Origin of the sequence: Shewanella mangrovisoli (assembly GCF_019457635.1) — a bacterium.
Classification (GTDB): Bacteria; Pseudomonadota; Gammaproteobacteria; order Enterobacterales; family Shewanellaceae; genus Shewanella; species Shewanella mangrovisoli.
Window position 1 is genome coordinate 1,726,692 of sequence record NZ_CP080412.1, and the last position, 18,279, is coordinate 1,744,970.

Annotated in this window: 14 protein-coding genes; 10 read left to right on the forward strand and 4 right to left on the reverse strand. The window is 49.0% G+C overall.

What is annotated here, in order from left to right:
- Window positions 1–33 precede the first annotated feature (33 nt).
- From folC to purF, 4 genes are all read left to right on the forward strand, one after another.
- Window positions 34–1,332, forward strand: coding sequence for a bifunctional tetrahydrofolate synthase/dihydrofolate synthase (gene folC, locus K0H60_RS07720; RefSeq protein ID WP_220057764.1), 1,299 nt, complete (start codon window positions 34–36; stop codon window positions 1,330–1,332).
- On the forward strand, window positions 1,325–2,149 hold the full coding sequence (dedD, locus tag K0H60_RS07725) for a cell division protein DedD (RefSeq protein WP_220057765.1): 825 nt from the start codon (window positions 1,325–1,327) through the stop codon (window positions 2,147–2,149). The genes folC and dedD overlap by 8 nt, the downstream gene beginning before the upstream one ends.
- A gap of 110 nt (window positions 2,150–2,259) precedes the next feature.
- Window positions 2,260–2,748, forward strand: coding sequence for a CvpA family protein (locus K0H60_RS07730; protein ID WP_023267711.1), 489 nt, complete (start codon window positions 2,260–2,262; stop codon window positions 2,746–2,748).
- A 179-nt stretch (window positions 2,749–2,927) separates the two neighbouring features.
- A complete protein-coding gene (gene purF, locus K0H60_RS07735; RefSeq protein ID WP_011716540.1) occupies window positions 2,928–4,442 on the forward strand; it encodes an amidophosphoribosyltransferase in 1,515 nt (504 codons plus the stop codon).
- 113 nt (window positions 4,443–4,555) lie between these two features.
- Here purF and K0H60_RS07740 read toward each other — a convergent pair whose 3' ends face one another.
- Both K0H60_RS07740 and K0H60_RS07745 read right to left on the reverse strand, forming a co-directional pair.
- Window positions 4,556–6,040: an alanine/glycine:cation symporter family protein gene (locus K0H60_RS07740; RefSeq protein ID WP_011716541.1), complete on the reverse strand. Its 1,485-nt coding sequence runs from the start codon at window positions 6,038–6,040 to the stop codon at window positions 4,556–4,558.
- Window positions 6,041–6,403: 363 nt separating this feature from the next.
- Window positions 6,404–6,691: a hypothetical protein gene (locus tag K0H60_RS07745; protein WP_220057766.1), complete on the reverse strand. Its 288-nt coding sequence runs from the start codon at window positions 6,689–6,691 to the stop codon at window positions 6,404–6,406.
- Window positions 6,692–6,890: 199 nt separating this feature from the next.
- Between K0H60_RS07745 and K0H60_RS07750 the strand changes: the two genes are divergently transcribed.
- A complete protein-coding gene (locus K0H60_RS07750) occupies window positions 6,891–9,005 on the forward strand; it encodes a DNA topoisomerase III (protein ID WP_220057767.1) in 2,115 nt (704 codons plus the stop codon).
- A 249-nt stretch (window positions 9,006–9,254) separates the two neighbouring features.
- Window positions 9,255–10,424 carry a porin gene (locus K0H60_RS07755; protein ID WP_220057768.1) on the forward strand — a complete coding sequence of 390 codons (1,170 nt, stop codon included), beginning with the start codon at window positions 9,255–9,257 and terminating at the stop codon, window positions 10,422–10,424.
- A gap of 80 nt (window positions 10,425–10,504) precedes the next feature.
- On the opposite strand, the gene K0H60_RS07760 is transcribed toward K0H60_RS07755, so the two are convergent.
- Window positions 10,505–12,031 carry a sigma-54 interaction domain-containing protein gene (locus K0H60_RS07760; RefSeq protein WP_220057769.1) on the reverse strand — a complete coding sequence of 509 codons (1,527 nt, stop codon included), beginning with the start codon at window positions 12,029–12,031 and terminating at the stop codon, window positions 10,505–10,507.
- A 165-nt stretch (window positions 12,032–12,196) separates the two neighbouring features.
- Between K0H60_RS07760 and K0H60_RS07765 the strand changes: the two genes are divergently transcribed.
- From K0H60_RS07765 to K0H60_RS07775, 3 genes are read left to right on the forward strand one after another with little or no spacing between them, the layout of a single operon-like run.
- Complete coding sequence (locus K0H60_RS07765) at window positions 12,197–13,750, forward strand: flavocytochrome c (protein ID WP_220057770.1); 1,554 nt, start codon at window positions 12,197–12,199, stop codon at window positions 13,748–13,750.
- A 36-nt stretch (window positions 13,751–13,786) separates the two neighbouring features.
- The gene (locus K0H60_RS07770; RefSeq protein WP_220057771.1) at window positions 13,787–15,424 is read left to right on the forward strand and encodes an HAL/PAL/TAL family ammonia-lyase; all 1,638 of its coding nucleotides are present in this window, start codon (window positions 13,787–13,789) and stop codon (window positions 15,422–15,424) included.
- Between the two features lie 41 nt (window positions 15,425–15,465).
- On the forward strand, window positions 15,466–15,849 hold the full coding sequence (locus K0H60_RS07775; RefSeq protein ID WP_088212168.1) for a cytochrome c3 family protein: 384 nt from the start codon (window positions 15,466–15,468) through the stop codon (window positions 15,847–15,849).
- 222 nt (window positions 15,850–16,071) lie between these two features.
- Here the strand turns inward: K0H60_RS07775 and K0H60_RS07780 are convergent, their stop codons facing one another.
- Window positions 16,072–17,361 carry an alpha/beta fold hydrolase gene (locus K0H60_RS07780; protein ID WP_220057772.1) on the reverse strand — a complete coding sequence of 430 codons (1,290 nt, stop codon included), beginning with the start codon at window positions 17,359–17,361 and terminating at the stop codon, window positions 16,072–16,074.
- 179 nt (window positions 17,362–17,540) lie between these two features.
- On the opposite strand from K0H60_RS07780, the gene K0H60_RS07785 reads away from it, so the two are divergent.
- Window positions 17,541–18,185, forward strand: coding sequence for an MBL fold metallo-hydrolase (locus tag K0H60_RS07785; protein ID WP_220057773.1), 645 nt, complete (start codon window positions 17,541–17,543; stop codon window positions 18,183–18,185).
- The last annotated feature ends 94 nt before the right edge of the window (window positions 18,186–18,279 follow it).

Here is an 18,279-nt window from a genome sequence, read left to right on the forward strand (position 1 = left end):
AGTGAAGCGCGTATCGAAGGAAGGAAAGAACAGATGACCACAGCCCCGAGTGAACAGACAGCCTTAACTGTGCCGAGTGCGAATGCGCCATTGGCACAATGGCTAGATTATTTATTATCGATTCACCCAACCGAAATCGATATGGGATTAACGAGGGTTTCAGAGGTTGCCGCGCGCCTGCATTTATTGGATCTCGGCCCCAGTAAAGTGGTCACTGTAGGGGGCACCAATGGCAAAGGCACCACCTGCGCCATGCTCGAGAATATCCTGCGTTTATCAGGGCTGACGGTGGGAGTTTACAGCTCGCCCCATATGCTCAAATATAATGAAAGGGTGCGCATTAACGGTCAAGATGCCAGTGATGAAGCCTTTGTGGCGGCCTTTGAACAGATTGAGGCGGCGCGCGGTGAGATTTCGCTGACTTTCTTCGAATATGCCACCTTGGCTGGCTTGATCCTGTTTAAAGCGGCCAAGTTGGATGTGGTGATCTTAGAAGTCGGTCTTGGCGGCCGTTTGGATGCCACCAATATGATTGATGCCGATATCAGCGTGGTGACGTCCGTCGATTTAGACCACGAGGCGTATTTGGGCAATACCCGCGAGCTGGTCGGCCGTGAAAAGGCGGGTATTTTTCGCCAAGGTCGCCCCGCGATTGTTGGTGAGCCGAACTTACCCCATACGGTCAATGATGTCGCCCAAGATGTTGGTGCCAAGCTCTATCGTGTGGGCGAGGAGTTTAGTTACCAGCAAGATGGCCAGACGTGGGATTACCAAGGCCAAGTATTGACCCTTAAGCAGCTGAGTTTGCCGACACTGCCATTACCGAACGCTGCGACTGTGATTGCGATTGTTGAGCATGGCTGGCCGCATATTGCTGCCGATATCATTGCCAAAGGCATCAGCAGCGCGCGCTTAACCGGGCGTTTAGAGCAAGTTAACGAGCAGCCGCTGATTTTACTCGATGTGGCGCACAATCCCCATGCGGCGCGCTTTTTAGTCAAGCAGCTCTCGCCAATGGTGACTGGGAAGCGAGTGTTTGCCCTGTGCGGCATGCTAAAGGATAAGGACATTGCAGGCGTATTGCCTGTGGTTTCGCCTTTAATCGATACTTGGTACTTAGTGAGTTTACAGGGTGAGCGCGGCGCGAATGCAAGCCTGCTGCGCCAAACCTTAGCACAAGACACTAAGGCCCATGAGTTTGACGATATCGCCTCGGCATGGACGGCATTAAAAGCGGAAATTCAGCCCGATGATGTGGTAATTGTGTTTGGCTCCTTTTACACTGTGGCAGGTTTTAAGTCTCTCTTTAAGCAGGATAACCGTTTTGTCTAGCCAGTTTCATAATCGATTAGTCGGCACTGTGGTGCTGGTCGCCCTCGGGGTGATTTTTCTGCCGGATATTTTAGATGGCAAGAAGGACCGCCAAGAGGAACAATTTGCCGAAATTCCCCTGCGTCCTGCCGCGATAGCGCAGCAAAACGCCGATGATATGTTTGAGGTGTTGTCCACTCAGGATGTGGATGGCGAAGGTGCTATTCCCGAAGAGGCCTCTCCGAATGATGAGGCGGCGTTAGCGCAGGCGGTCAATACTGACGTCAAAGACACGCCTGCGGCAAAAGTCGAGCCTAAAGCGGAAGCGGTGAAGGAGCAAGCCAAGCCACAGACGGCAAAAGCGGAAAATAAGCCTGAAGTGAAAGAGCCGGTGAAAACCGAGACTGCTAAGGCCGAGCCGAAGAAAGAGATGCCAAAGCCGACTCCAACTAAAACTGAGACCAAAAAGCCTGAAACCAAGCCAACCGTCGTGGCGAAAACGGACAAACCTAAAGCCGAAACCGCGAAAACAGAATCTACAAAACCTGCCAAAGACGATGGCATCAAAGTGGTGAGCCGTGATTCATTAAAACCTGGACTTACCCTGCAACTAGGCGCATTTAGCAATGCCGCCAACGTAAAAGCGCTGGTGGCGCAGTTACGTAAAAGTGGTTACAAGGCGTACACAATTCCAGACACGCCTAAGGATGGCGTATTGACGAAAGTGTTTGTCGGGCCGGATGTTTCCGAAGCTAAGCTGAAGAAAATGCAGGAAGAAATTGAAAGCCTAACCCGTTTGAAAGGCCGAATTGTGCCTTTTAATCCCTTGGAATCTTAATGCTATTCAGCAGAGGCTGAAATAATTTATTTACCTCGCTAGGGGTGAGAATCGTTTCAGTCTCTGGTAGAATCGCGCCGTCTTAAAACCTATGCTGGAAAGCCATCTCAATGGTTTGGATTGATTACGCTATCATCTTCGTTATCGGGTTATCGACTCTGATCAGTCTGATCCGCGGATTTGCCAAAGAAGCCATGTCGTTAGTGGTATGGTTCGCGGCTTTCTTTGTTGCCAGCCAATTTTATCAAGACCTCGCCGTTCATCTCACGCAGATGAACGATGAGGTGCTACGCAATGGGGTCTCCATTGCTATTCTTTTTATCACCACCTTAATACTCGGTGCCCTCATCAATTACATCATTGGGCAACTAGTGGTTAAAACTGGATTATCTGGCACTGACAGACTCTTAGGTCTGTGTTTCGGGGCCATTAGGGGCGCGCTGATCGTCAGCGCGCTGCTGTTTTTTATGGATGCTTTTACAGGCTCACCCAACACTCAATGGTGGAAGGACTCTGTACTAGTGCCCGAATTTGGCGTTGTGATCCAATGGTTCTTTCACTATTTGGAAAACACCTCCAGCTTTGTACCCAAACTATAAAAAAGACAATAAATTTATCCTAAGTGATGGAGGATAAGTAAGGTTGAGCCCGAAGCCTAAGGTATGGACTCAACACTGAGATGAAGTGCTTAAGCCGTATGGTTGGAGCTTTACTTCGTCTTTTACTTATATTTCAACATGAAAGGGCATAGAACATCTTACAATGAGGAAGCTTACCCATGTGTGGTATCGTCGGAATAGTTGGCCAATCATCGGTTAATCAGACCATTTATGACGCACTGACCGTGCTTCAACACAGAGGTCAGGATGCGGCAGGTATTGTGACCGTTGATCGTGGTGCTTTCAGACTACGTAAAGCCAATGGTCTGGTCAAAGATGTATTTGAAGTCAAACACATGCAGCGTCTACAGGGCAATGCAGGTATTGGCCACGTACGTTATCCTACTGCAGGCAGTTCCAGCGCGTCAGAAGCGCAGCCTTTCTATGTTAACTCGCCATTTGGGATTTCATTAGCCCATAACGGTAACTTAACCAACACGGTTGAATTAGCTGAAGGCCTGATCAAAAAACGTCGCCATGTGAACACCACATCCGACTCAGAAGTATTATTAAACCTGCTGGCCGATGAGCTGCAAAAAACCACTAGCTTAATGCTGACGCCTGACGAAGTGTTCGACACTATCGCCAAAGTGCACGAGCAAGCCCGTGGCGCCTATGCGGTTGTGGCCATGATTATCGGTCAAGGTCTGGTGGCATTTCGCGATCCATTCGGTATTCGTCCACTGGTATTAGGTAAGCACGAAACTCCAACTGGTACCGAGTACATGGTGGCCTCTGAGAGCGTGGCGCTCGATGCCGTCGGTTTTGAAGTGATGCGCGATGTGGCGCCAGGCGAAGCGATTTATATCTCTCTCGATGGCCAGCTTTACACTCGCCAATGCGCGAAAGAGCCAAGCTACTCACCTTGTATCTTCGAATTCGTGTATTTTGCCCGTCCAGATTCGACTATCGACAACGTCTCTGTTTACGCCAGCCGCGTAAACATGGGGGCTAAGCTCGGTGAAAAGATCAAAAAAGAATGGTACGACCATGATATCGACGTGGTGATCCCTATTCCTGAAACCTCATGCGATATCGCATTAGAAATCGCCCGTTGCATGGACTTACCTTACCGCCAAGGTTTTGTGAAGAACCGTTATATCGGTCGTACCTTTATTATGCCTGGTCAACAGGAGCGTAAAAAATCGGTACGCCGTAAACTCAATGCCATCAACACTGAGTTTAAAGGTAAGAACGTTTTGTTAGTCGATGACTCTATCGTGCGTGGTACCACGTCGGAGCAAATCATTGAGATGGCGCGTGAAGCGGGTGCTAAGAAAGTGTACTTTGCCTCGGCGGCACCGGAAATCCGTTTCCCGAACGTTTATGGTATCGATATGCCAACCTCGAATGAGCTGATTGCCCACGGTCGTGATGCCGATGAAATTGCTAAGCTGATTGGCGCCGATGGGATTATCTTCCAAAATCTGCCGGATCTGGTTGAAGCGGTGAGAATGGAAAACCCAGAGATCAAACGTTTCGAAACCTCAGTGTTCGACGGTCACTACATCACGAACGATGTTGATCAATCTTACCTCGACCACTTAACTCAGTTACGTAACGACGATGCCAAAGCCGACCGTAATAAGGACATTGGCACTAACTTAGAGTTACACAACGTTTGCCATCCATAAGACGAAATTCTTAAGATGGAAAGTGTGCTCGGCGTTAAGCGTCGGCGCACTTTAAAATGAACAACAAAAAAGCCAGTGATTATTCACTGGCTTTTTGTTAGTAGTTTCAATCCTTAAGAGATTTTGGGAGTCTCGCTGGATTGACTCTGCGCTAGTTCATCCTGCGCATTCTTGCGCTCAACCCAATAATCTGCATGGGGAATACCGAGTTTTTCAGGGTCGAATAAGGGCTCAACCCCTTGTTTTTGTTGCGACTCATAATCCTTAAGACAAGTAAAGGCGATGCGTTGCAGCAGAATAATGGCGATAATGTTTAGCCATGCCATTAGACCGACACCAATGTCACCCATGCCCCAGGCCAAATCGGCGGTTTTCACTGTGCCATAAACAGTTGATGCCATCAGCACTACTTTCAGTACCACTGTGAGCCAAGGACGATTCGCCTTGCGATTGATATAGGCAATGTTGGTTTCAGCAATATAGTAGTAGGCCACAATGGTGGTGAAGGCGAAGAAGAACAGCGCGACGGCAACGAACATATTACCAAAGCCTGGCATCATGCTTTCCATTGCGGTTTGCACATAACCTGGGCCTGCTGCGACGCCCGCAATCCCAGTATACAGCGCGGCGCCATCTGGGCCTTGCACATTATACAAACCCGTGATCAGCAGCATAAAGCCGGTGGCTGAACAGACGAATAGGGTATCAACATACACTGAGAAGGCTTGCACTAAACCTTGTTTGGCTGGATGACTCACGGCTGCGGCAGAAGAAGCGTGTGGCCCAGTACCTTGGCCTGCTTCGTTTGAGTAGATACCGCGTTTTACCCCCCACATAATCGCAAGACCCAAAATCGCACCAAAGCCTGCATCGAGTCCGAAGGCGCTTTTTAGGATCAACATAATAATATCGGGCAGTTGACCAATGTTAAGGGCAATAATCACGCAGGCGACAATGATATAACCCAGTGCCATAAAGGGCACTACGGTACTGGCGAAGTGGGCAATACGTTTCACGCCACCAAAAATAATGAAACCTAACAGCATCGCAAGAATGGCTGCTGTGACGTTAGGGTCGATATCGAAGGCGGTTTTTAGGCTCGAACCAATCGAGTTGGCTTGCACGCCAGGCAGTAAAATTCCGCAGGCAAAAATGGTCGCAATGGCAAATGTCCAAGCGTACCACTTCATGCCTAAGCCTTTTTCAATGTAAAAGGCGGGGCCGCCGCGATACTCTCCATTGATTTTTTCTTTGTAGACTTGGCCTAAGGTGGATTCGACGAATGCGGAGCTGGCGCCAAGAAACGCTACCATCCACATCCAAAACAATGCCCCCGGACCGCCGAAGGTAATCGCAGTGGCGACACCGGCAATGTTTCCGGTTCCCACACGACCTGCTAAAGTCATGGCTAAGGCTTGGAAGGAAGACACACCAGCATCAGTGCTCTTACCATCAAACATTAAACGGATCATTTCGGGTAAATGGCGTAACTGTAAGAAACGTGAGCGCAGGGAGAAAAAGAGTCCTACACCGAGGCAAAGATAAACGAGTGCGGGGCTCCAAACGATATTGTTGACCGCATTAACAATCTCATTCATATAATTCAACTCCAATATTCTGTTGTTTTTGCAGAGTTTTTAAGATATTTGCTTGTAAGTTTGGGTACTAAACGGCCAATTTGGCCTAAGGTTAAGACGTGTGTGCACGCCCAAGAGCTTCAACATAACGGCTTTTTGAGCCGCTTCATAGCTAAAGTTGTTAAATAATTGATAATTTAACGTTCTTTATTTGGTGGCTTTACGGATTGGGGATTTAACGGTGCGTTAACTGACTAGATTACTAACTGAGTTTGACTGTCGGGATGTAGGAGAAAGGTGGTACAAGGTGTTTGGGTTGGCACTCTTTATTTTTGCCGAAGCGGATGTAAGTGTGGGTATCGATACAAGGCTTAAAAACGGGGCTTACATTACTAGCCATAGCAGCATCCATAGTCCGAAAAGCCATGCCAGACTGCGGCGGCTAACGCTATGTTTTAATAGCAAAGACAGGCTTACTGCCACGGGCAAATACAGGATAAAAGCCCAAGAAAGTAGAGGCGCCTCAAACCCTAGTCTTTTAAGTCCCATTTCACAAAGTAGACTTAACGCCAGCAATAATAGGCTGTGGAAGATCACTAATTGATTGAATCTTAAGGCAAGCGCTGGTTTAAAGGCGGGTTTCGCATGACAGGGCAAGGTCAGTGTATTCATCTCTTGTTCTCAATTCCTCGTAACGGATGCAAGGGATTTTAATTTTAGATGAGAACTATTCTCAACTAAATTTACACAGCTTTAGTGTTCCATCGCCATTCATCGAGTTTAATCAACCCTCGAGGCAAAACGGCGGTTTGCACTCTTGTCCGCTTTGGGCTAAATTATACTGTAATTATATCCAGTGTTTAATGTAGATATGATCCTCTATATTGCTGAAAAACCAAGCCTTGGGCGTGCAATTGCCGATGTGCTGCCTAAACCCCACAAAAAAGGGGACGGGTTTATTGAAGACGCCCAAGGTAACTGTGTGTCTTGGTGTGTGGGGCACTTGCTCGAACAGGCCGAGCCCGATGCCTATAATCCAGAGTTTAAATCGTGGAAGTTTGAGCATTTACCCATAGTGCCCGAGAAGTGGCAGCTTAAACCTAAGGCCGCGACCCGCAGCCAACTCACAGTACTTAAAAAGCTGGTGAAACAGGCCGATACGCTAGTGAACGCTGGCGATCCCGACCGCGAAGGGCAGTTATTGGTTGATGAAGTGATCGCCTATTTGGGTGTGACGGGCGATAAATTACAGCAAACGCAGCGACTCCTTATCAGCGACTTAAACCCGCAAGCGGTGAAACGTGCCCTGTCGCAGTTACGCAGTAATCGTGAGTTTATTCCTTTGTCGACCTCTGCACTTGCCAGAAGCCGCGCAGATTGGCTCTATGGCATGAATATGACTCGGGCCTACACCATCCAAGGGAAAAAGGTCGGCTATCAGGGCGTGCTATCAGTCGGTCGAGTACAGACACCACTGCTTGGGCTTATTGTGCGCCGCGATGAGGAAATCGCGAATTTTCAATCTAAGCCTTTTTATGAGGTTCTGGCTCACTTAGTGACGGACAAAGATCAGGCTTTCACGGCGAAGTGGCAACCCAGTGAAGCCTGCTTACCCTATATGGATGAGGAAGGGCGCGTGCTCGCTAAGGGGTTAGCGCAAAATGTGGTGCGCCGGATCACCGATAAACCCGCCAAAGTGACCCAGTTAAGCACTAAGGATAAGCAGCTGAATCCGCCTTTACCCTACAGTTTATCGGCGCTGCAAATCGATGCAGCCAAGCGCTTTGGTATGAGCGCGAAGGACGTGCTCGATACCTGCCAAAGCTTATACGAGCGCCATAAGCTAATCACCTATCCACGCTCAGACAGTCGTTATTTGCCCACAGAGCAGCATGGGCTTGCAAGCGGGGTATTAGCGGCCATCATGGGCGGTGCACCCGAGTTAGTCGCACACGCTGAGGCGCCGAATCCTCGGCTTAAATCTAAGGCGTGGGATGATAAAAAAGTCGATGCCCACCACGCCATAATTCCAACGGAAAAACAGCCCAATCTAGCTGGTTTAAGTCAGCGGGAAAGACAGCTTTATCTGCATATTGCTCGTCAGTATTTGGCGCAGTTTTATCCCGCCTATTGCTACAGTGAAACTGCGGTCGAAGTAACGATCGAAGGTGGCCTTTTTAAGACTAAGGCAAAACAGGATAAGTCCCTCGGTTGGAAACAGCTGTTTGCTAGAGAAGAGAACGAACGAAAAGACGCATCATCCGCAGCAACTTTTGCGCAAGGCGATAAGGATACAGATGAAGGGGAATATGTTGGTCAGTTACCGCCGCTTACCTTAGGGCAAGTGCTTCATTGTCACCACGGTGAATTAGTCGAGAAGCAAACTCAACCACCCAAAGCCTTTACTGATGCGACCTTGCTGAGCGCAATGACGGGGATTAACCGTTATGTGACAGACCCTGAGATCCGCAAAATTTTAAAGGAAACCGATGGCCTAGGTACGGAAGCGACTCGCGCAGGCATTATTGAACTGCTGTTTAAACGGGGCTTTATTCAGCGTCAGGGGAAGTCGATTGTGGCAACTGAGGTGGGCAAGGGCTTAATCAATAGTTTACCCCTTAGCGCCACGACACCCGATATGACGGCGCTGTGGGAGGCAAGCCTAAACGGTATCTGCCATAAAGAAATCTCATATCAAGGCTTTATGCAACCACTGTTGGGGACGCTAAATAACTTGATCGAAAATGCAGGCGCTCAATTACCCTCAGCCCTCAATGGCTTAAAAGGGCAGGGTTTTAAGCGTGCCGCGACTAAAAAGTCCGGTTATCGAAAAGCCGGAGCCAGAGGCGCTGCTGGCGGGAAAAAAGCCAGTACTAGCGCTAAAAAAGGGAATGCTAGCAATTCAGCCGCAGCATCTTCCACCTCCACAACAGCTAAACCGACTGCCCCTAGGCAGCGAACGAGCAAAGTGTCCGCCCAAGCCTGATGACACATTTGTGATTAAACTGTCGCTAAACCACGGGATTTGGTAACGATATTTAATTTATTCCGCGATATTTAATTACCGCCAATCACGATATTTCGTGATTGGCGGATCCACTTCTAAAAAACACCTTCAAATTCAGCTTTTCAGCGCCGTGGCATGCAAACTGCTGTGTGTTGGCTGGAGAATATAATAAGCCAATTAAATCATATGATTATATATGGTTTAGCTGAATTAAAAGGTGTAGATGATATGAAAAAGAAATTGCTAGCAGTGATGATCCCCGCGGTGCTGCTCTCTGGTACAACGCAAGCGGTCGAGTTGTATAACGATCAAACCAATAGCGTCAATATGATGGGTTGGCTAGGATTTGCGGCGTTAAACGATGGCCACGAAACTTCAGTAATTGATAACTTTTCCCGCGTGGGATTCCGTTTCGACCGCCAAGAGAAAAATGGCTGGCGCTCCTTTGCCCATACCGAATGGGGCATTAACATGGTCACCAGTGACGATGGCCTGATCTATACCCAAGGCCAAGGTGGCGGTCAGTTATCGGCTTCAAAAACCTCAGATTTCCTCTTTAACCGTTTAGGTTATGTCGGCATGTCGCACGACAAATGGGGCTCGCTCACCTTTGGTAAGCAGTGGGGGGCTTATTATGATGTGGCTTACACCACTGACGTGCTCAATGCCTTTACCGGCTGGTCCGTCGGTGCTTATACCTTCGGTGATGGCGGCCTCACTGGCGCGGGTCGTGCCGATGCAGCGCTGCAATACCGTAATACCTTTGGCAATTTGCATATCGCGGTGCAATACGCTTCTAAACAAAATAGCGATGTGGCGCTCTATGACAATTTAGGTAACGCCTTAAACGATGGTTCTGAGCTGAGCTTCGACCCTAGTTATGGTGCGAGTGCGACTTACTATTTCACCGACAAATTTAAGGTGTTAGCGGGCTTTAACCGTGGTGACTTCACCGGCAATCTTGCGGGTAAAGACGTCGATAATACCAATCAAATCATCGGTATCGGCGCCCAATATGGCAGCTTCTACCAATATGCGCCGGGTCGTGATGCTGACGGCCTATATGTCGGTTTCAACGCCCATAAGAGTGAGCAAAACGAGTTAGTCGGTGGCGATCTCTACGACTCAACTGGCGCCGAATTTATTGTTGCCTATCACTACGATAACGGATTCGTACCTAGCTTATTGCTGACTTACCAAGATTTGGACACAGATGAAAACACCGTCATCCAAGGTAAATGGACCCGCCAATTTGCCGTACTAGGCCTGCATTATCGTTATAGCCGCGACACTATCATGTACGCCGAAGCCAAAATCGATTTCAGCAACATGGACGATAAGGCCTACGAAGATCTACAAGATAATAACTATGCCGTTGGTATTCGTTATTTCTTCTAATTGGCCCATTAATTCGACAAAATAAATCAAAGGCCACATATTGTGGCCTTTTCCATAACTATCTATTTATTATCAATGCATTACACAATTCCTAACTTCTTCATTTTACTGCGCAGGGTATTGGCATTGATATCCAGCAATTCGGCGGCGCCGCCCGGGCCATAGAGTTTACCCCCCGTGATCCTTAAGGCATGGCTGATATATTTTTTGGTCATCACCTCTAGCGGCACCAGCTTATCGCTGGCATGACTAGGGTCGATAATCACGGTTTGATTGGATGGGGTTTTAACGGCTTCGAGGCTCTGTGGCGCCAGAAAACTAAAATCCAGCGGTCCTGCGGGATGCTGAATGATGGCGCGCTCGAGCACATTAATGAGTTCGCGCACATTCCCCGGCCAGCCATATTGGTTGAGAATATTCAGTTGTTCTGGGGCGATTCTTGGCAGCTGCGGCAAATTGAACTTGGCACTGAGCTGCTCGATAAAATGTTGTACTAGCAAAGGTATATCTGTGCGTCTTTGTCTGAGCGATGGGATCTCGATGGGGAAAATCGCCAGCCGATACCAGAGATCTTCACGAAACACTTCTCTATGCACCATGGCCTGAAGGTTTCTGTGGGTTGCGGCCACAATACGAATATCGAGCTGCACCGCATCGTGGCCGCCAACGCGGGTGATACAACTATTTTGTAGTACCCTGAGTAACCTAACTTGAGCCGAAAGCGGTAGTTCCCCAATTTCGTCTAAGAAAATGGTGCCACCATTGGCCTGCTCGAAGTAACCAATTTTGCGTGAATCGGCGCCGGTAAACGCACCTTTTTCATAACCAAAGAGCTCTGAGTCAATCAAGGTATCAGGAATGGCGCCGCAGTTTACCTTGATAAAAGGCTTACCCGAGCGCTCCGACAATTCGTGAATGGCGTTGGCGATGACTTCCTTGCCGCAGCCCGTTTCCCCAAGCATTAACACTGTGGTGTTGATTTTGGCGATGGATTGTACCTGCTGCATGACCTGTTTCAGGCCTGAATTGGCGCCAACCACGCCATTTTGAATATCTAAGGTGCGACGCAGACTCACGTTTTGCTTCGAGAGCGCTTCGTTCTCTTTGAGTAAGTTGCGATCCCTTAAATTCAGCGCCGTGATCAGCGCGAGGTTTTGCATATGCGGCGCGATTAAGTCGGCATGGCGGGGCCTAAACACTCCAGTGCTTTTGGCATAAAAACCGACTATCCCAAGGTGGGTATTTTCTATCGACATTCGCAGAATAATCACCGAGCGAATGTCTTTAATCACCTGTGGTGCGACTAAAGAGGTGACAGGATCATGCTCTATATCGTTAACAATTCTGACCCTTGGCCGCTCGGGATCTTCTAGCGATTGTGCCATCTTCAGTGGAATTTGGATGCGCTTATCTAACGTGCAGCAATGGCTATCATCAACATGGGCGATAAACTGTATATCATTAAATTGTTTGCGAAAAATATTCACAAATAGCCCGTCAATAGGCAGTTCATTCCGAATAAACTCGAAGTAACTATGCAACGATTTTTCGAGCTGCAGACTGCTACAGAGTCTTAGGGTTGATTCGTAATAGAAGTGTTTTTCCATTGATATTTCAAGTTAATCACTAAGTATCGTGATTGTAGATCTTTATATTTCGTGATTTTGTGCCTGCAATCAAAGTTCCCCGCTTAAATACCTCTTTTTAGGTGCTTGGCACAGCATCTGCACTTTCACGCTGACAAGTTCCAATGATTATTGAAGGAAATCAGCATGAGTAAAACCCAAGGTATTAATTCGGGGCGTCGACAATTATTAAAGGGCGGTATGGTCATGGCCGCAGGGCTCGGGGCGAGTATCGCGTTGCCTGCCTCTGCCAGCTGTGACTCAGCTCCTATTAACTTCGATGAAATCGTCGATGTGCTCGTGGTTGGCAGCGGTTTTGCGGGCATGTCTGCAGCGTTGCAGGCCAGAGAAGCCGGCGTGAGCGTGATGGTAATCGATAAGATGCCCGTATTTGGTGGCAACTCGACCATCAACGGCGGTGCCATGGCGGTGGCGGGTTCTCCCTTACAAAAACAGGCAGGCATTGAAGACTCTGTCGATGCCATGGTGGCGGACATGCTACGGGCTGGTCGCGGCATGAACGATGTGGAAATGCTCAAACTGGTGTGTAACGGCACCGCAGAATCCTGCCAGTGGCTGATCGATTACGGCGTGAACTGGAAGCCGTTTGTTCAGCACTTTGGCGGCCATTCGGTCCAACGAGTGCTGCAAACCGTTGAAAGTTCAGGCGCTGGCATTATTCGCCCCTTAATTAAAGCCGCCCGTGACAAGGGCGTCATCATGAAAAATCAGACCAAGCTCGAAGGCTTTGTACAAGATGAGGCCGGACGGGTGATCGGTGTCGAAGTTCGCGAAGGTTTTTATTTTCCCAATGAGCGCACGGGTAAAATACGTCGTATCGGCGCGCGCCGTGGCGTGATTATGGCGACTGGCGGTTTTGGTCGCGATATTGAATACCGTATGATGCAATTACCTGAGTTAAATAGTGATTTAGATTCAACCAACCATGCAGGTGCCACCTCTGAGGCGCTCAAGCAGATGATGCTCATTGGGGCCAATCCCATTCATTTAGACCAAATTCAGCTTGGCCCATGGGCATCCCCCGACGAGAAGGGATTTGGCACGGCTTCCCAGTTCAACACTATCGCCACCTATCCCCACGGTATTGTGGTGGATGTGCGCACCGGCGAGCGTTTTTTCAATGAATTAGCCGACCGTAAAGCCCGTGCCGACGCCATCATGACCCGACGGGATGAGAAAGGACAGCCTGTCTATCCCATTGGTTTTACTAATGCTGCCGGAGCCAGTAAGGCACAGACCTTAGATTGGGGCCTGAAATACAAGGTCATCAGCAAGGCCGAGACCTTAGACGAACTGGCCACGATTTACGGCATGCCAGCTAAGGCATTAAAGGCGCAGGTGGCGCGTTGGAATGAAGCGGTAAAAACGGGCATCGATAAAGAGTTCGACCGCCCTATGCAGGAGGCGATAGTGCTCGACAAAGGGCCTTGGTATGCGGTGCGCATGTGGCCGAAGGTGCATTACTGCATGGGCGGCGTGAAGGTGAATACCCAATCCGAAGTGCTGCATTTGGTCAGTAATAAAGCGATCCCCGGATTATATGCCGCAGGCGAAGCCACGGGCGGTATCCACGGAGCGAGTCGATTAGGCGCCTGTGCCGTGGCTGAAGGGGTTGTCACTGGGCGTAATGCCGGTCGTAACTGCGCCGCGGCGAGTGCTGTGATGCTCAAGCAAGTTTAGATTTTATCAAAAATAACAAAATGTTGGAGAATGATAATGAATAAATCCATGTTGATGGCCTCACTCACCTTGAGTCTACTTTCAGGCAGCGCGCTCGCGATGGAGCAAGTGGTACTCGACGGTAAACATTTAACCCAAGACCAAGCCTGGGCAATTGCCGATGGTGCAAAAGTGAAGATTGCACCACAGGCCAAGACCCAACTCGTGAAAGCCAACGCGCTACTGATGGAAGCGGCGCGTCTGGGCAAACCTGTCTATGGCTTAACCGTGGGCGTTGGGCTAAACAAAGACCACAAGCTGTTCGATGCCAACGGCAAGTTGAGTGATGCGGTGCTCGACGCCTCTCGAAGCTTCAACCTCAGCACTCTGCGTGCCCACAGTGCTGGTGTGGGTGAAGCCGCGCCGATTCGACTCACTCGTCTAGCCTTAGCCGTGCGGTTAAATACTATGCTGGCCGGACAAACTGGTGTGCAACCTGTGGTGGCCGAGCTTTATGAAGCCTATCTTAATCAGGGACTGACACCTGTTATCCCAGCCAAGGGCACGGTAGGTGAGGCGGATATTCTGCTGTCATCCCATGTCGGTTTAGCCATGATTGGTGAATGGGAGGTGTTCTACAAAGGTCAGCGTGTGAGCAGTAAAGAGGCGATGGCCGATGCGGGGATCACACCCTTAGCACCTATGGGTAAAGACGCGCTATCGATTTTGTCTAACAATGCCTTTGCCGTCGCCTATGCTATGCAAGGTTACCGTGAAGCGAAGCAACTGTTGTCCGTTTCGCCCACCGTCTTTGGCTTAAGCCTTGAGGGATTAAACGGTAACGTGGCGCCATTCTTGCCGCAAACCAACGACATCCGTCCATTCCCTTACATTAAATCGGCCACCAGTGACATTCTCAAGCAGCTCGATGGCAGCTATTTATGGCAGCTAAACGATGAGCGTCCATTACAGGATCCGTTAAGTTTTAGAACCACGGCTTACACCTTTGCTGGCGCAGAGCAGGCTTTAGCCTCATTGGATGAAGTGATCAATATCCAAATCAACCATTCGGACGATAACCCAGCCGTGATTGTGGGCGCGTCGAACCAGTATGCCCAGTTCCCACAAGTGGCTAAATATTTGGTCGAAGGGCAGGGCGGTGTGTTCCCTACCACTAACTTTGAGCCGCTGCCTGTGGCACTCGCGGTGCAAAACCTGAGTGTGGCCCTGACCCATGTGTCACATAACAGTGTGATGCGTACCATTCATCTGTCTGATGAGCACTTTACTAAGCTGACGCGCTTCCTGAGTGCGCCGGAAAACCAAGGCCATGCCTTCGGTGCGATTCAAAAAGCCTTTGTGGATATGCAAGTCCGCAATAAGCAGTTAGCCACGCCAGTCTCCTTCGATGGGATCTCTATCGCCGGCGGGATTGAAGATACCTTCACTAACCTTAAGTTGGCGTCGGATAACCTGATCCAAATCGTGGATAACACCCGAGTCATCTACGGTTTAGAACTGTTGCACTCTACTCAAGCGATTGATTTACGTAAGCAAGCGCAGCCAGATCTACAACTCGGCAAGGCAACGCAAGCCATGTACAAGGCCTACCGTGAAAAAGTGCCTTTTGTCGCCAAGGACCGTCCGTTTACCCCCGATATCCAAGCGTCAACTGACTTTATTGCAAACTATTAATCTACGATGCGGGGCGCGATGCCCCGCCTAGGAAGACTCTGATGTTAAAACCCGTTTTTATTCTATTACTCGGTGTCATGCTGGCAACGCCAATGGCCGCTAATGCATTGAATATCAAGGACTACCATAAAGAGGTGATGACTGGAGCCGATGGTAAAGTCGATTGCGCGGCATGCCACGGTGATGCAAAACGTAAAACCGTTCCCGATGCAGCGACTTGCAGCAGTTGCCATGGTTCACCTGAGGAGGTGGCTAAGCTGACTGAGCGCCCAGCCGATGCGGGCCATTCGGTTGAGCCAAATCCCCATAACAGTCTGCACTATGGTACCGATTTGCCATGTACTTACTGCCATCAGGAACACAAAGAAAGTAAAGTCTATTGCAATCAATGCCATGAATTTACTTATCCTCAGATGAAACGTTAATTTCATCTCGGTTAGAAACTCGCTCCCCTGCTTTTTTTGACTATCTTTGTCATGCACTCAACCCGGTTGAGTGCATTTTTTTAGGCAAAAAAAAAGAGTAAGCCAATACGGATTACTCTTACGGAAAATTGGTCGTTGAATGTTGTAGCCAAAATCACTCATATGGATGAGGAGCCAGCACACAATGACAGCTTTTACTTAATTAACCCTTAAAATTAACATTTATCTTAAGCTGTCACCGCGGTTGAGACTGATGAGCTTATCTAAGATCCGCTCGCCATCCATTCGTATGCCATTGTGCTCATATTCCGAGGTTAACCAATACCTTAGGTGTGCTACTTGTTTGGCGGTTTCTAGGCTGTAGTCCATCTCGACATACATATCTTCGCTGTAAATCGCGGCTGCAACCGGGACGCGGTTCTGGCTGAGCTGCTCAAGATTGTATAACGCCGGCCAGTCCGTTTTATGGGCAAGGAGATTGGCCGCGGCTTGGAGTGGGGCTAAATGGCTAAATTGCTCAAACATCCAAGGGTAAATCATTTCGCCAGTAAACAGGAAAGGCTTACCAACTTGATAGTTAAAGGCCGGATACTGTTCACGCACCCTATGGGCAGACCACTGTGACGCACTGTGTTGGCAGTAGATGGCCTCGTGTAACAGGGCAAAAATTGGGTTGGTGTTATAGTCGAGTAATTGGCAGAAATGATTTAAAAACAGCGGATTGACATAATCACCTTGGGGCGAGTGCACCAGTGCTTGTTCAAGCAAATAGTAAACTGACTCTGGGCCTTGCTCCATGCCCAAGTTAATACCGAGCAGTTGCAACATTTCAACCGTGAGGCGCTCACCCGTGGCTAACTGCACTGGGTGCTCGAGTAAATGTTTAGCGAGGCGAGTCACGAGATGCTGCGCATCGTGGAAGCGCTGGAAGAAGTCTTTATTCTTGGCGAGTACGCGCTGATAGGTGGCCTGATAGACTTCATCACTGCTGCGCGTGAGGGAAGGAATGCCGCCAGTGATATAAGCTTCACTCACGCCCTGAGGGGCGGCGCTTAAATAATGCAGCACGCAGAAACCACCGAAGCTTTGACCTAGAATCGCCCACTTGTCGGCGGGGCAAAGCTGGGCGCGAATTGATTCGGCATCGCGGACGATATTATCGGCCCTAAAATGGCTTAAATATTCGGCCTGTTGCTCAGGCGTTAAGTGGCCGAGGCTTTGGTAATTAATGGGGCTAGAAAGCCCTGTCCCCCGTTGGTCGAGCAATAATACTCTAAACTCTTTGAGTGCGCGGCGGATCCAACCGCTATTATTCGCGGGGCGCATAGCGGCAAAGCCGGGGCCACCCTGAAAAAAGACGATATAAGGTAGTTTTTTATCTTTATTTTCAATGGCGCAGAGTTCCCGCGCGAACACACTGATCTGTTCACCAATCGGCTGTTGATAATCAAGTGGCAGGTTGAATGTGTGTTTTTTAGCGAGGACACCGGCGAGCATCATATCGGGTTTCATCAATTAACCTTAAGGGTAGGGTCTGTTGTTTATGGCAGATTGTATACAAAAGCCCTGTTGTCGCAAGTTAGGATTATTTGATTCGCCTTTGGTCAAGATCAATTTTTATTGTAAAAATTTGAGCCATGATAAGCCTCTTAGCGTAATCTATCGGCTATGGATAACACGAGATTGAAGCTATGAAGTACCAAATTATTCCTGTGACACCTTTCCAGCAGAATTGCAGCTTGATCTGGTGTGAAAAAACGAAGCGTGCCGCGGTTGTCGATCCGGGAGGGAATGTCGACCGTATTCTAGGCGAAATGCACAAACTGGGGCTCACCCTCGAAAAAATCTTACTCACTCATGGTCATATTGACCATGTGGGTGGCGCTAAATCATTAGCCCAGCAAACAAATGTGCCCATAGTGGGCCCCCATGTAGCGGATAAGTTTTGGATTGATAATCTGCCCAAGCAGAGCCAAAACTTTGGGTTTCCCCACTGTGATGCCTTTGAGCCAGAGCAATATTTGCAGGATGGCGATGTAGTCACTGTGGGTGAGCAAAGCTTAAAAGTGTTGCATTGCCCAGGGCATACTCCGGGACACGTGGCATTTTATTCTGCGGACGCGCATCTTGCTTGGGTGGGCGATATTCTGTTTAGGAGCTCGATTGGCCGTACGGATTTTCCGCAATCTAATCATCAGGATTTAATCCAATCCATTACCACTAAACTCTGGCCTTTAGGGGCGGATGTGGAATTTATTCCCGGTCATGGTCCTATGTCGACCTTTGGGGAAGAGCGCGAACACAACCCCTTTGTGGCCGATCAATTATTACTCTAGGTAGACGCTTCTTCATCGCGACGCGTGTCCATGCGTCGCGAGCAATCCGTTTAGCCCATTAACTTTCGCTGGCCATTGCCGCTTAACTTCGTTT

Bases quoted from the DNA above. Each gene is read 5' to 3' on its own strand.
- folC (WP_220057764.1), top strand. From the start codon at position 34: ATGACCACAGCCCCGAGTGAACAGACAGCCTTAACTGTGCCGAGTGCG.
- K0H60_RS07730 (WP_023267711.1), top strand. From the start codon at position 2,260: ATGGTTTGGATTGATTACGCTATCATCTTCGTTATCGGGTTATCGACT.
- purF (WP_011716540.1), top strand. From the start codon at position 2,928: ATGTGTGGTATCGTCGGAATAGTTGGCCAATCATCGGTTAATCAGACC.
- K0H60_RS07740 (WP_011716541.1), bottom strand. From the start codon at position 6,040: ATGAATGAGATTGTTAATGCGGTCAACAATATCGTTTGGAGCCCCGCA.
- K0H60_RS07745 (WP_220057766.1), bottom strand. From the start codon at position 6,691: ATGAATACACTGACCTTGCCCTGTCATGCGAAACCCGCCTTTAAACCA.
- K0H60_RS07750 (WP_220057767.1), top strand. From the start codon at position 6,891: ATGATCCTCTATATTGCTGAAAAACCAAGCCTTGGGCGTGCAATTGCC.
- K0H60_RS07755 (WP_220057768.1), top strand. From the start codon at position 9,255: ATGAAAAAGAAATTGCTAGCAGTGATGATCCCCGCGGTGCTGCTCTCT.
- K0H60_RS07760 (WP_220057769.1), bottom strand. From the start codon at position 12,031: ATGGAAAAACACTTCTATTACGAATCAACCCTAAGACTCTGTAGCAGT.
- K0H60_RS07765 (WP_220057770.1), top strand. From the start codon at position 12,197: ATGAGTAAAACCCAAGGTATTAATTCGGGGCGTCGACAATTATTAAAG.
- K0H60_RS07770 (WP_220057771.1), top strand. From the start codon at position 13,787: ATGAATAAATCCATGTTGATGGCCTCACTCACCTTGAGTCTACTTTCA.
- K0H60_RS07775 (WP_088212168.1), top strand. From the start codon at position 15,466: ATGTTAAAACCCGTTTTTATTCTATTACTCGGTGTCATGCTGGCAACG.
- K0H60_RS07780 (WP_220057772.1), bottom strand. From the start codon at position 17,361: ATGAAACCCGATATGATGCTCGCCGGTGTCCTCGCTAAAAAACACACA.
- K0H60_RS07785 (WP_220057773.1), top strand. From the start codon at position 17,541: ATGAAGTACCAAATTATTCCTGTGACACCTTTCCAGCAGAATTGCAGC.